General features: G+C 71.8%; 12 protein-coding genes. 8 read left to right on the forward strand and 4 right to left on the reverse strand.

Annotation, left to right across the window (positions count from 1 at the left end; translation table 11 throughout):
• Window positions 1–18 precede the first annotated feature (18 nt).
• The 3 genes from AC6EH9_RS11010 (at window position 19) to fadD1 (ending at window position 4,010) form a co-directional block, all read left to right on the forward strand.
• Window positions 19–1,209, forward strand: coding sequence for an acyl-CoA dehydrogenase family protein (locus tag AC6EH9_RS11010; RefSeq protein ID WP_498423044.1), 1,191 nt, complete (start codon window positions 19–21; stop codon window positions 1,207–1,209).
• A gap of 7 nt (window positions 1,210–1,216) precedes the next feature.
• On the forward strand, window positions 1,217–2,335 hold the full coding sequence (locus AC6EH9_RS11015) for an acyl-CoA dehydrogenase family protein (RefSeq protein ID WP_498423046.1): 1,119 nt from the start codon (window positions 1,217–1,219) through the stop codon (window positions 2,333–2,335).
• 88 nt (window positions 2,336–2,423) lie between these two features.
• Window positions 2,424–4,010, forward strand: coding sequence for a fatty-acid--CoA ligase FadD1 (fadD1, locus tag AC6EH9_RS11020; RefSeq protein ID WP_498423047.1), 1,587 nt, complete (start codon window positions 2,424–2,426; stop codon window positions 4,008–4,010).
• 145 nt (window positions 4,011–4,155) lie between these two features.
• On the opposite strand, the gene AC6EH9_RS11025 is transcribed toward fadD1, so the two are convergent.
• From AC6EH9_RS11025 to AC6EH9_RS11035, 3 genes are all read right to left on the reverse strand, one after another.
• On the reverse strand, window positions 4,156–5,175 hold the full coding sequence (locus AC6EH9_RS11025; RefSeq protein WP_498423049.1) for a CNNM domain-containing protein: 1,020 nt from the start codon (window positions 5,173–5,175) through the stop codon (window positions 4,156–4,158).
• Entirely contained in the window at window positions 5,175–6,533 is a 1,359-nt protein-coding gene (locus tag AC6EH9_RS11030) for a hemolysin family protein (RefSeq protein WP_498423051.1), read from the reverse strand. The genes AC6EH9_RS11025 and AC6EH9_RS11030 overlap by 1 nt, the downstream gene beginning before the upstream one ends.
• A 212-nt stretch (window positions 6,534–6,745) precedes the next feature.
• On the reverse strand, window positions 6,746–7,399 hold the full coding sequence (locus AC6EH9_RS11035; RefSeq protein WP_498423053.1) for an HD domain-containing protein: 654 nt from the start codon (window positions 7,397–7,399) through the stop codon (window positions 6,746–6,748).
• 104 nt (window positions 7,400–7,503) lie between these two features.
• Here AC6EH9_RS11035 and AC6EH9_RS11040 point away from each other — a divergent pair, with 104 nt between their 5' ends.
• Complete coding sequence (locus tag AC6EH9_RS11040; protein ID WP_498423055.1) at window positions 7,504–8,169, forward strand: hypothetical protein; 666 nt, start codon at window positions 7,504–7,506, stop codon at window positions 8,167–8,169.
• 10 nt (window positions 8,170–8,179) lie between these two features.
• On the opposite strand, the gene AC6EH9_RS11045 is transcribed toward AC6EH9_RS11040, so the two are convergent.
• Window positions 8,180–9,298 (reverse strand): NAD(P)H-dependent flavin oxidoreductase, encoded by a 1,119-nt coding sequence (locus AC6EH9_RS11045; protein ID WP_498423057.1) that lies wholly within the window; start codon window positions 9,296–9,298, stop codon window positions 8,180–8,182.
• A gap of 117 nt (window positions 9,299–9,415) precedes the next feature.
• Between AC6EH9_RS11045 and AC6EH9_RS11050 the strand changes: the two genes are divergently transcribed.
• The 4 genes from AC6EH9_RS11050 (at window position 9,416) to AC6EH9_RS11065 (ending at window position 12,615) form a co-directional block, all read left to right on the forward strand.
• Window positions 9,416–10,237 carry a crotonase/enoyl-CoA hydratase family protein gene (locus AC6EH9_RS11050; protein ID WP_498423060.1) on the forward strand — a complete coding sequence of 274 codons (822 nt, stop codon included), beginning with the start codon at window positions 9,416–9,418 and terminating at the stop codon, window positions 10,235–10,237.
• Window positions 10,238–10,406: 169 nt separating this feature from the next.
• Window positions 10,407–11,777: a TrkH family potassium uptake protein gene (locus AC6EH9_RS11055; protein WP_498423139.1), complete on the forward strand. Its 1,371-nt coding sequence runs from the start codon at window positions 10,407–10,409 to the stop codon at window positions 11,775–11,777.
• Window positions 11,770–12,435 carry a potassium channel family protein gene (locus AC6EH9_RS11060; RefSeq protein ID WP_498423062.1) on the forward strand — a complete coding sequence of 222 codons (666 nt, stop codon included), beginning with the start codon at window positions 11,770–11,772 and terminating at the stop codon, window positions 12,433–12,435. The genes AC6EH9_RS11055 and AC6EH9_RS11060 overlap by 8 nt, the downstream gene beginning before the upstream one ends.
• 6 nt (window positions 12,436–12,441) lie before the next feature.
• Window positions 12,442–12,615, forward strand: a complete 174-nt coding sequence (locus AC6EH9_RS11065) for a hypothetical protein (RefSeq protein ID WP_498423064.1) — start codon at window positions 12,442–12,444, stop codon at window positions 12,613–12,615.
• The last annotated feature ends 71 nt before the right edge of the window (window positions 12,616–12,686 follow it).

The raw sequence follows: 12,686 nt of genomic DNA on the forward strand, positions 1-12,686 counted from the left end.
CTGGTGTGGGAGAGCGCGATGCACGTGGCACTGACGACCGAGCAGCAGGCGCTGCGCGAGGAGCTGCGCGAGTACTTCGCCGCGCTGGTCACCCCCGAGCGCCGGGCCGCGCTCGCCGCCGCCTCCGGCGAGTTCGGCGACGGCGAGGTCTACAAGGAGGTCGTCCGCCAGCTCGGCCGCGACGGCTGGCTCGGCATCGGCTGGCCCGAGGAGTACGGCGGGCAGAACCGGTCGATGATCGAGCAGCTCATCTTCACCGACGTGGCGGCCGTCGCCGGCGTACCCATCCCCTACCTGACGCTGAACACGGTCGGGCCGACGATCATGCGCTACGGCACCGACGAGCAGAAGCGCTACTTCCTGCCCCGGATCCTGGCCGGCGAGCTGCACTTCTCGATCGGCTACTCCGAGCCCGACTCCGGCACCGACCTGGCCTCGCTGCGCACCCGGGCCGTGCTCGACGGCACGCTCGACGACGGCGAGTGGGTGATCGACGGGCAGAAGATGTGGACCTCGCTGATCCAGTACGCCGACTGGATCTGGCTGGCCTGCCGCACCGACCCCGACCTGCCCCGCCACAAGGGCCTGTCGATGCTCCTCGTCCCGGCCGACGCGCCGGGCTTCTCCTACACCCCGGTGCACACCCTGGCCGGGGTCGGCACCAGCGCCACCTACTTCTCCGGCGTCCGGGTGCCGGCCGGCAACCTGGTGGGCGAGCTCAACGGCGGCTGGTCGCTGATGACCAACCAGCTCAACCACGAGCGGGTCGCCCTCACCTCCTCGGCTCCGCTGGCGCACTCCCTGGAGCTCGTCCGGCGCTGGGCGCAGGAGACCAAGACCCCCGACGGCCAGCGCGTCGTCGACGCCGAGTGGGTGCAGGTGCTGCTCGGCCGCGCGCATGCCCGCGTCGAGATGCTGACCCTGCTCAACTGGCGCCTCGCCGCGGCCGTCGACGACCTCTCCCCGGCCGACGCCTCGGCCACCAAGGTCTACGGCTCCGAGCTGGCCACCGAGGTCTACCGCGCGCTGATGGAGGTGGTCGGCCCGTCCGCGGCGCTGACCGGCGACTCCCCCGGAGCGGTGCTCGCCGGGCGCCTGGAGCGCTACCACCGCTCGTCGCTGGTAATGACCTTCGGCGGCGGCACCAACGAGATCCAGCGCGACATCATCGGCTACGTCGGGCTCGGCCTGCCGGCCGCGAAGCGATAGGGGAACCGTGGACTTCACCTTCACCGCCGAGCAGGAGTCGGCAGCCGCACTGGCGGCCGAGATCCTCACCGACCGGGCCACCCCGGAGCGGATGCGCGCCGTCGAGCAGGGCGGGGACCGCTTCGACCGGGACCTGTGGGCCGAGCTGGGTTCGGCGGGGCTGCTGTCGCTGGCGCTGCCCGCGACGCACGGCGGTGCCGGGCTCGGGCTGATCGAGCTCTGCCGGGTGCTGGTCGAGGTCGGCCGCCGGGTGGCGCCGGTGCCGCTGGCCTGGCACGGGCCCGCCGGGCGCCTGCTCGCGGAGCACGCCAGCCTCGCCCAGCAGGACCACTGGCTCCCGGGCGCGGCCTCGGGCGCCGTATTGCTCACCGCGGCGGTCTCCGAGGAGCACGCCTTCTGCCCGGTGCGGCCGACGACCACGGCCACCCCGACGCCGGGCGGCACCGGGCACCGCCTGCGCGGCACGAAGGTCGTGGTGCCAGCCGGGATGGACGCCGACGCGCTGCTGGTGCCTGCGCAGACGCCGCGCGGAGTGGGCGTCTTCCTGGTGCTCCCCGACGACGCCGGGGCGCGGCTGGTCGGTGGCCGGGTCTCCGACGGCGACACCGTCGCCCGCCTCGAGCTCGACGACACCGAGCTCGACGGGGACCGGCTGGTCGGGCCGGCGGACGGCACCGTGGACGGGCGGCTGCGCGACCTGCTGGTGCTCGCGGCCTGCGCCCAGCAGCTCGGGGTGACCGAGGGGGCGTCGGCGCTGACCGCGTCGTACGCCCGCGCCCGCGAGCAGTTCGGCCGGCCGATCGGCTCCTTCCAGGCGGTCTCGCAGCGCCTGGCCGACGGCTACATCGACGTGCTCGGTCAGCAGCTCACCCTGTGGCAGGCCGCCTGGCGCCTCGACGAGAGGCTGCCCGCGACGACCGAGGTGGCCACCGCCAAGCTGTGGGCGGCCGACGCCGGGCACCGGGTCGCGCACACCACCGTGCACGTGCACGGCGGGGTGGGCATCGACCTCGACGCAGAGGCGCACCGCTACTTCACCGCCGCCAAGCGCTTCGAGCTCGCCTTCGGGGGCACCACCGAGCAGGCACGGGCGATCGGGCGTGCGCTGGCGACCGAGCCGGTGTGACAACGTGACTCACCGCACATCGGGCGGCGAAATCTGGTACCTCTAGGCCCACGTCGTGCGCTGGGCGCACCCGGACCCTGGAGGACCGATGGTGCAGGAGACCGTGCAGCAGCTGCTGCGCACCAGACTCGACGACGACACCCCCGCGCTGCGGTTCGGTGATCGCTGCTGGACCTGGCGCGAGCACCTGGCCGAAGCCGCCGAGCTCGCCCGGGCGCTGATCCGGGTCGCCGCGCCGGCCCGGCCGCTGCACGTCGGCGTCCTGCTCGGCAACACCCCCGACATGGCGCGGGCGCTGGCCGCCGCGGGACTGGGCGGCTTCGTGCTGTGCGGCATCAACACCACCCGCCGCGGCGCCGGCCTTGCGCGCGACGTACGGCTCGCGGAGTGCCAGGTGCTGCTCACCGACGCCGAGCACCACTCGCTGCTCGACGGCCTCGACCTCGGGGACGTCCGGGTCGTCGACACCTCCAGCGCGGCCTACGCCGAACTGCTGTCCGCGGCTCCGCGCGACCTCGTCGTGCACCGGGAGAGCGAGCCCTTCGACACGTTCATGCTGATCTTCACCTCGGGCACCTCCGGCGACCCGAAGGCGGTGCCGCTCAGCGACGTGATGGTGCTGATCGCGGGGATGACGCTGCGCGACAGGTACACCCTGACCGGCGCCGACGTCTGCTACCTGTCGATGCCGCTGTTCCACTCCAACGCGCTCCTGGCCGGGTGGGCGGTCGGCATCTGCACGGGAGCGGCGATGGCGCTGGCGCAGTTCAGCGCCACGCGCTTCCTCGACGACGTCCGCCGCTACGGCGCCACCTACATGAACTACGTCGGCAAGCCGCTCGCCTACGTGCTGGCGACGCCCGAGCGGCCCGACGACGCCGACAACCCGCTGCGCGTCGCGTTCGGCAACGAGGCCGACGAGCGTGACATCGCGGACTTCGGGCGCCGCTTCGACTGCGAGGTGCGCGACGGGTTCGCCTCGACCGAGGCGGCGGTCGTCATCTTGCGCGTCGACGAGACACCGCCGGGCTCGGTGGGCCAGCCGTACGCGGGCGTCGCCGTCTACGACCCCGCCACCGCGGCGGAGTGCCCCCGGGCGCTCTTCGACGAGAACGGCGCGCTGGCCAACCCCGCGGAGGCGATCGGCGAGCTGGTCAACACCGAGGGCGCCTGCTGGTTCTCCGGCTACTACAACGACGAGCGCGCCACCGCCCAGCGGGTGCGGCACGGGATGTACTGGAGCGGCGACCTCGCCTACCGCGACGCGGACGGCTTCGTCTCCCTGGCCGGGCGCACCGACGACTGGCTGCGGGTGGACGGCGAGAACCTCGCTCCCGCGCCCCTCGAGCGGATCCTGATGCGGCTGCGGAAGATCAATCGGGTGGCCGTCTACGCCGTGCCCGGCGCGCGGGACGGCGACCAGGTGATGGCCGCGCTCGTGCTCAACCACGGCGCGCGCCTCGAGCCGGCCGAGCTCGAGGCCTTCCTCACCGCACAGGGCGACCTCTCCCCCACGGCCTGGCCCCGCTACGTCCGGATCGCCGCGGACCTGCCGAGCACCGCGACGCACAAGATCCTCAAGCGCGAGCTGGTCCGCCAGGGCACGGCCGCCCCCGACCCGCTCTGGGTGCGCGAGGAGCGAGGCACGGCGTACGCGGTGGTGGCGCGGGCCTGACGCCGGGTCTTGGGCCTTTCTGCCCCTGGTGGTTTCCCCGGCCGACCGGGGATCGCTGAACTTGTCAGGCGAAATTTCGGCCGACAAGTTCAGGCTTCCCCGGTCGGCCGGGGAAACCTGCAGCCAGCCGCCACGTCCGGGTCGGCTACGCCGGCTGTTCGCGCAGCGGGAACAGTCGCTGCAGCAGGTCGGCGATGGTGACCAGACCACGCATCCGGTCGCCCTCGCTCGGGTCGGTCACGACGGCCAGCTGGTTGCTGGTCTCGCGCATCCGCGCCAGGGCGGCGTACACCTTGGTGTCGGCGGACAGGGTGAGCACTGGCCGCGTCACGGCGGTGATCGGCTCGGTCTCGTCCGACTCGAGGGTGTCACGCACGTGGACGACACCGACTGGTCGTTCGGCGCCTCCGACCAGGATCCGCAGATGGCCGGTCCGCCGGCTGGCGGCCTGCACGTCGGCGATCCGGGCCCCCTCGGGCACGGCCGTGGTCGGGGTGGCCCGCACCAGGTCTCCGAGGGTGAGGGTCTCGAGCTCCAGCGCACCCGAGAGCTGGACCGAGTACGACGCGTCCAGCGCGCCCACGTTGGCGGAGTGCTCGACGAGCTGACGCAGCCCGGCGAGGTCCTGCCCTGCCCCCATCTCGTCGATCGGCGTCACCCCCACCTTGCGCAGGCACCAGTTGGCCGCTTCGTTGAGCGCGCGCAGCAGCGGCCGAGTCAGCCACATGAAGCCGCGCATCGGGATCGCCAGCATCGTGGCCGAGCGTTCCGGATGTGCGATCGCCCAGGACTTGGGGGCCATCTCGCCGACCACCAGGTGCAGGAAGCTGACCACGACCAGGGCCAGCACGAACCCGGTCACGTCGGCGAGCCAGACCGCGACGCCCCAACCCTCGAAGAGGGGCGTGAGCCAGTGGTGGACCGCCGGCTTGGTGATCGCGCCCAGGGCGAGCACGCTGATCGTGATGCCCAGCTGGGAGCCGGCCAGCAGGACGGTGAGCTCCGAGGAGCTGCGCAACGCCGCCCGAGCGGACCGGCTGTCGGGAGCCGCATCCTCGAGGCGGTGCCGCTTGGCGGCCATCAGCGCGAACTCGACAGCCACGAAGAACGCGCTCGCGGCGATGATGACAACGGTGGCGACGGCCACCAGAATCGGGTTCTCCATCAGGACTTCTCCTCGGCCGGGTGTTGCTCGATGGTGATGCGCAGGACCGAGGGGACGTGCTGCTCGACCTCGATCACCTCCAAGCGCGCATGGCGGGGACCCGGTTCCTCGTCGTGGGCCAGGTCGGCCGGGTCATCGGGCAGTCGGATCTCGATGAGGGTGCCGACCTCGGGCAGCCGGCCGTGCTCGGCGATGACCAGGCCGGCCAGGGTCTGGTAGTCACCCTCCGGCAGGTCCTGGTCGAGGGTCCGCTCGACCTCGTCGAGCGGGAGGTCCCCCGGGATCAGCCAGGAGCCGCCGGTGTCGTTGACCACGATCGGCTCGGCGCGGTCGTGCTCGTCGGTCAGCTCACCGACCAGCTCCTCGGCGAGGTCCTCCAAGGTCAGCACGCCGACGAACCCGCCGTACTCGTCGACCACGGCGGCCAGCTCGTTGCGGGTGCGGGACAGCTCCTCGAGCGCGTCCGGCAGCGCCATCCGAGTCGGTACGACGAGCGCCGGGCGCACCAGATCGGCCAGCGTGGCACCGGGGGCGGCGTCCAGTACGTCAACGAGGTGGACGACGCCGACGATGCCCTGCTCTGCGTCGGTGACCGGGTAGCGGGAGTGTCCGGCAGCCATCAGCCGGCGTACCTCGCAGACCTCGGTCCCGACGCTGACGACGTCGACTCGGTTGCGCGGCACCATCGCGTGCTCGACGTCTCGGGTCGGGAAGTCCAGCACCCGGTCGAGCAGCACGGACAGCTCCTCGGGCAGGTCGCCGGCCGCGCGTGACTCCGCCACGATGTGCTCGAGGTCGCGTGCCGACGCGGAGTGCTCGACGTCGTGCACCGGCTCGATGCGTAGGGCGCGCAGCAACAGGTTGGAGGACTGATCGAACACCCAGATGAGCGGGCCGGTCACCTTCAGGTAGGCCAGTGTTGATCGGGCCAGCCAGTCCGCCACCGGACCGGGGCGGGAGATGGCCAGGTTCTTGGGGAACAGCTCACCGAAGAGCATCTGCACGAGCGTGGAGAACACCAGCGCCAGAACCGTGCCGATCCCGACGCCGACCGCCGTCGGGACGCCCACACCGCCCAGCATCGTGCCGAGGGAGTCACCGATCAGCGGCTCGGCGACGTAGCCGACCAGCAGCCCGGTGACGGTGATGCCCAGCTGGGCGCCCGAGAGCATGAACGAGGTCCGTCGGGTGACTCGCAGCGCACGCGCGGCCGTGGCGTCCCCGGCGGCGGCGCGCGCCTTCAGTCGGGACCGGTCGACCGCCATGTAGGCGAACTCCTGAGCCACGAAGTAGCCGGTCGCGGCGGTGATGGCCAACACCACCAGCAGACCCAGCAGGAGCGACAGGATCGTGATCATCGGCCACCCATCCCCGCCACGGCGCCTCGAGGCGCCTCAGTTCGAGTGTGAATGGCCTGGCCTGGTCGGGGCTTCTTCTTGCGCATGATGCTCGTTCAACGGACCGTCCACGGGGGAAGTTCCGATCGCGGGCGTGCCCTGGAGCACGCGCGCCGCCCAGCCCCGCGTCGGTGGTTCTGCCCCAGCGCGCACCCAGCGCGCCCGGCCCGGCCCTACTCCGGCCAGGCGCTGTTCTGGATGACGTCGACGAAGTCCCGCCGCCGGAAGTGCGGGTCGAAGTGCGCCAGCACGTCGTCGTTCATGGTGCCGAAGGTGGTGTCCGGGCGATCGGCCATCCCCTCGTAGAAGGCGCGCAGGATCCGGCGCTTGAAGTCGGGGCGCGGGTGGGCCTCGAGCACCGCGCGCCTGACCTCCTCGCCGATCTCCGCCAACCCCAGCCCGAGTACGTCGGTCTCCACGCCCAGCGTGACCACGGCGACCTCGGGGGCCAGCCGCAACGGCACCTCGGGGGTGGTGTGCAGGGAGATGGCCAGCCACACGTCGCCCGCATCGGACTCCGAGCGGCCATGCTCGCGCAGGAAGTCGAAGGCGACCTCGGCACCGTCGATCTCGAAGCGCTGATCGGCCTGACGGTAGCGGCGGGTGAGCCCCAGGTCGTGGAACATCCCGCCCACGTAGGCAAGCTCGGGGTCGACCTGCAGTCCGCGCGCCCGGGCCTTGAGCATGCCCCAGAGGAAGACGCGACGGGAGTGGTGGAACAGCGCGTCGCCCAGCGCCGGGTCGTCGTTCGCCTCACGCACCAGCGCTGTCGCCGCGCGGGCCAGCTCGGTGTCGGGGATCTGGATGCCTGCGATGGTCTCGGTCACGGGTGCCTCCCGGCGGATGTCGACGCTCCCCCCATCATGGCCCCCGCCGCGGTCGGACGGAGCCCGCGAGACCCCGCGGGACGGACATGCGGCAGGCTGGTCCCATGACCTCGCAGGACGGTTCCCCCGACGAACGCGCAACCGAGCTCGGCGAGCGCCTGGCCACCTGGCTGGAGGACCTGCACCTCACCGACCAGCTCACCGAGGCCGGCCTGCCGACGTTCACCCGCGACGCGGACGGGCGCGCGGCCTGGACCGACCCCAACACCCAGCAGCCGCTGAGCCTCGAGCAGCTCGAGCAGCTCGACGCGATGCTGCACAAGGACGGATCCGAGCCCGAGCACGCGGTGCCGGTGGCGCTGCTGCAGCTGGCCCGCCTGGCCCGGCTGCGCCAGCAGCTGCTGGCCAGCGACTGGTTCACCTACGAGACCCTGGCCGAGGTGCGCGGGACCTCGGCCGACGCCACCCGCTTCGCCGTGCACAAGGCCGCGAACAACCACCGGCTGCTGGTCGTCCCGGCCGACGAGCGCACGCTGGTGCCCGCCTTCCAGCTCACCGAGGACGGCGAGCCCCGCCCCGACCTCGCCCCGCTGCTCGAACCGCTGCTCGCCGCCGGCATCGAGCCGTGGCGCGCGTGGGTGTGGCTGACCCAGCCGGCCGGCCTGCTGGCCGGGCTGGTGCCGGAGCAGGCCGCCGCCGACCCGGAGACCGCCACGATGGCGCAGCGGGCAGCCGTGGCGCTGGCCGAGCGGGTCGCCGACCGCTCCTGAGCGGCCCCGCTCAGAGAGGAGCGGCCGCCCCGCGCAGCGAGTCGAGCCGGGCGACGACCTGGTCGAACTCCGCGACCAGGTCCGCCATCACGTCCGCGACCGGGCGCACCTCGTTCATCCGGCCCACGATCTGGCCGATCGGCATCGAGATCACGTCCGGGTCCCCCGACGCGCTGATCCGGCTGTGCGCCTCGGCGACGAGCAGGTTCTGCAGCGGCATCGGCAGCGGCTCCGGTGCGCCCTCCTCGGCCCAGGCCTCGGTCCACTTCGTCTTGAGCAGGCGGGCCGGTTTGCCGGTGTAGACCCGGGTACGCACGGTGTCGCTCGACGTGGCGCGGGTGAACGCCTCGGTCCAGCCGTCGTGCGACTGCAGGTTCTGGTACTCCGTGGTGCCGAGCCAGATGGACCCGGTCCACACGCCCTGCGCCCCCAGCGCCAGCGACGCCGCCACCTGCCGCCCCGAGCCGATGCCACCGGCGCCGAGCACCGGCACGTCGGGACCCACGGCGTCGACGATGTCGGGAGTGAGCACCATGCTGGCGATCTCGCCGGTGTGCCCGCCTGCCTCGTAGCCCTGCGCCACGATGATGTCGACGCCGTTGCGGACGTGGTTGACCGCGTGCTTGGCCGCGCCGGCGAGGGCGGCGACCTGCACCCCGCGCTCGTGACACTTGTCGATGACGTCCTTGGGCGGGGAACCCAATGCGTTGGCGATCAGCACCGGACGGTGGTTGAGCGCGATGTCGAGGTGGGAGCGGGCCACCGAGTGCAGCCAGCCGAGCACCCCCTCGCGCCCCTCGCCCTCGGGCAGCGGCGGGACGCCCAGCTTCTGCAGGGTGCGCTCGACGAAGGAGATGTGCTCCTCGGGGATCATCGCGGCCAGGTCGAGCGAGGTGCCCTCGGTCGGCACCTTCATCGGCATCACGATGTCCACGCCGTACGGCTTGCCGTCGGTGTTGTCGTCGAGCCACGTGAGCGTCCTCTCGAGCTCCTCGGGATCGTTGAACCGCACGCAGCCGAGCACGCCCAGGCCACCGGCGCGCGAGACGGCCGCCGCGACGTGCTCGGAGGGAGTGAACGCGAAGATCGGGTAGTCGATGCCGAACTGCTCGCAGATGTCGGTGCGCATGAGCGTGAGACTAGAACACGTTCTCGTTTATGGCTAGGCTCCCGAGTACGCCGCGACCCGGCCCCACAGCCCGCTGGGACGGTCGCCCGCCCTTCCTCTCGCCATCCAGGAGCACCGGTGACCGACACCATCCCCGAGCCCACACCCACCGCCGAGCAGCCGCACTGCCTGGTCGAGTACGCCGACCACAAGCTCATCGTGACCATGAACCGGCCCGAGTCCCGCAACGCGCTGTCCGGCGAGATGCTCGCCCTGATGAGCGAGGCCTGGGACCGCGCCGACAGCGACGCGGATGTCCGTGCGGTGATCCTGACCGGGGCCGGCGGCTACTTCTGCGCCGGCGCCGATCTGAAGGCGATGACCCGCACGGCCCCCGGCGACAGCTTCGCCTCCGGCGACTTCGACCCCTCGCGGATCAAGTCGCTGCTCAAGAGCTACCGCCTCAGCAAGCCGCTGATCGCGGCCGTCGAGGGCCCGGCGATCGCCGGAGGCACCGAGATCCTGCAGGGCACCGACATCCGCGTCGCCGGCGAGTCCGCCAAGTTCGGCGTCTCCGAGGCCCGGTGGAGCCTCTACCCACTGGGCGGCTCCGCCGTGCGCCTGGTCCGCCAGATCCCCTACACCGTGGCCGCCGAGCTGCTGCTCACCGGCCGCCACGTCCTGGCTGCCGAGGCCAAGGAGATCGGCCTGATCGGGCACGTTGTGCCCGACGGCACGGCGTTGGCGAAGGCGCACGAGATCGCCGACCAGATCGTGGCCAACGGTCCGCTCGCCGTACAGGCCATCCTCAAGACCATGCGCGACTCCGAGGGCAGGCACGAGGACGACTGCTGGGGCGACGATGCCCGGGTGGGCGCCGCCGTCTTCGCCTCCGAGGACGCCAAGGAGGGGCCGCGGGCGTTCGCGGAGAAGCGCAGGCCGGTCTTCCGGGGGCGATGACCGGCGCAGCCCGGGCCCCACGTCCAGGAGCGGCAGATCTTGACGCCGTCTTAACGCCTGTTGGCGCCGCGGTGCCCCCGCTACGGGGCAGGGTGGGGGCGGACAGGCGCGACCTGCGCTGAAGCGGCCTCCGCTTCCCAGCAACCTCGACCCAGTGGAGTGTCTCGCCGTGCCGGAGCTGCTGGGCCTCTCACGCAGCCGGCCTTCGTCGCGGCGACTGGTCCGCCATCCCTCGCAAGCCGTGGTGCTCGGGTTCGCCGCCGCCGTGGCAGCCGGGACCGTGCTACTGATGCTGCCGGTCGCACGCACCGGCGACGGTGGCGCGCCGATCGTGACCGCCCTGTTCACCGCCACCAGCGCGGTCTGCGTCACCGGTCTCGCCGTCGTCGACACCCCGTCGTACTGGTCGGGCTTCGGGGAGGGCGTCATCCTGCTGCTGATCCAGATCGGCGGCTTCGGGATCATGACCCTCGCCTCGCTCCTCGGGCTGCTGGTGTCGCGGCGGATGGGGCTGCGCACCCGCCTGACCGCGGCCGCCGAGACGAAGGCGGTCGGCCTGGGCGACGTGCGCTCGGTGATCAAGGGCGTCGTGAAGGTGAGCCTGATCTTCGAGGCAGCGACCGCGCTCTGCCTCACTCTCCGCTTCCGCCTCGGGTACGACGAGGCGCTGCCCACCGCCATCTACCACGGCGTCTTCCACGCGGTCTCGGCCTTCAACAACGCGGGGTTCGCCCTCTACTCCGACAATCTGATGGGGTTCGTCGCCGATCCGTGGATCTGCCTGCCGATCGCGGTCGCGGTGATCACCGGCGGCCTGGGCTTCCCGGTCCTCTTCGAGCTCCGCAAGCAGCTGCGCGCCCCGGGGTTGTGGAGCCTGCACACCAAGATGACCCTGGCGATGACCGGCGTCCTGCTGGCGGGTGGAACCCTCTTCGTCACCGCCAACGAGTGGAGCAACCCCGGCACCCTGGGCGCACTCGACGCCCCGGGCCGGCTGCTGGCCGGGTTCTTCCAGGCGGTGATGCCGCGCACCGCGGGCTTCAACTCGCTGGACTACGGACAGATGCACGAGGGCACGCTGCTGGGCACCAACGTGCTGATGTTCATCGGCGGTGGCTCCGCGGGCACGGCCGGTGGCATCAAGGTCACCACGTTCCTGGTCCTGTTCTACGTGATCTACGCCGAGGTGCGCGGCGAGCGCAACGTGGACGCCTTCGACCGGCGCATCGACGACCGCGCGACACGGCAGGCGCTCACCGTCGCGCTGCTGTCGGTCGCGGCGGTGACGACCGCGACGCTGGCCCTGCTGGAGCTCACCGCAGTGTCGACCGACGCGGTCCTCTTCGAGGCGGTCAGCGCGTTCGCGACCGTGGGCCTGTCGACCGGGATCACGCCGCACCTGCCGGCCTCGGCCCAGCTGATCCTCACCGGACTGATGTTCCTGGGCCGGCTCGGCCCGATCACCCTGGTCTCCGCTCTCGCGATGCGCGAGCGGCAACGTCTGTACGAGCTACCGGAAGGGCGGCCTCTCATTGGCTAGGTCCAAGCACACCAGCGGAGTCGTCGTCATCGGTCTGGGGCGCTTCGGCAGGTCCCTGGCCCTCGAGCTCGTCAAGGAGGGCACCGAGGTCCTCGGCATCGACTGCGATCGCAAGATCGTGCAGTCGCTCGCCGGGCGCCTCACCCACGTGGTCGAGGCCGACTCGACCAACGAGGAGGCGATGCGCCAGCTCGCCGTCCACGAGTTCGACCGAGCCGTCATCGGTGTCGGCAACGACCTCGAGGCCAGCCTGCTCTCGGCCTCGGTGGTGCTCAACCTGGCGGTGCCCAACGTGTGGGCCAAGGCGATCAGCCACTCCCACGCGCGCATCCTCAACCAGATCGGCGTCCACCACGTGGTGCGTCCCGAGCACGACATGGGCAAGCGCGTCGCCCACCTGGTCCGGGGACGGATGCTGGACTACATCGAGTTCGACGACGGCTACGCGATCGTGAAGACCACACCCCCGCGCCACGTCCTCGACGTCAGCCTGGGCGAGTCGGGGGTTCGCACGAAGCACGGCGTCACGATCGTCGGCGTCAAGCGCGCCGGCGAGGACTTCACCCACGCCACCGAGGCCACCGTCGTTCGTCACGGCGACATCGTCATCGTGTCCGGCCCCCAGGAGAAGGTGGAGCGTTTCAGTGAGCTCATCTGAGGACCGATGAGCACCGCGGACGGAGCGGGCGTCCTCCTCATGCTCGTCGGCGTGGTGCTGCTGGTCCGCGCAACGATCGTGATCGTCGGGAGGACACCGGGCGCCTTCCGCTTCGACGGGCTCAGCACCTTGTTCGCAGCCATCGCCCTGATCGCGCTGGGCCGACTCCTCATCAGCTGAAGCGAAGGCCCCGCAACGCTGGGGCGTGACGACCGCAGCCCATCGGCGGATTCCTGAGTCGGGAGCGCGCG

The sequence above is a fragment of the Nocardioides sp. Z21_20 genome (assembly GCF_059766585.1).

Coding starts and splice junctions, on each gene's coding strand:
- AC6EH9_RS11010 (WP_498423044.1), top strand. CDS start 19: ATGCACGTGGCACTGACGACCGAGCAGCAGGCGCTGCGCGAGGAGCTG.
- fadD1 (WP_498423047.1), top strand. CDS start 2,424: ATGGTGCAGGAGACCGTGCAGCAGCTGCTGCGCACCAGACTCGACGAC.
- AC6EH9_RS11025 (WP_498423049.1), bottom strand. CDS start 5,175: ATGGAGAACCCGATTCTGGTGGCCGTCGCCACCGTTGTCATCATCGCC.
- AC6EH9_RS11030 (WP_498423051.1), bottom strand. CDS start 6,533: ATGATCACGATCCTGTCGCTCCTGCTGGGTCTGCTGGTGGTGTTGGCC.
- AC6EH9_RS11040 (WP_498423055.1), top strand. CDS start 7,504: ATGACCTCGCAGGACGGTTCCCCCGACGAACGCGCAACCGAGCTCGGC.
- AC6EH9_RS11045 (WP_498423057.1), bottom strand. CDS start 9,298: ATGCGCACCGACATCTGCGAGCAGTTCGGCATCGACTACCCGATCTTC.
- AC6EH9_RS11065 (WP_498423064.1), top strand. CDS start 12,442: ATGAGCACCGCGGACGGAGCGGGCGTCCTCCTCATGCTCGTCGGCGTG.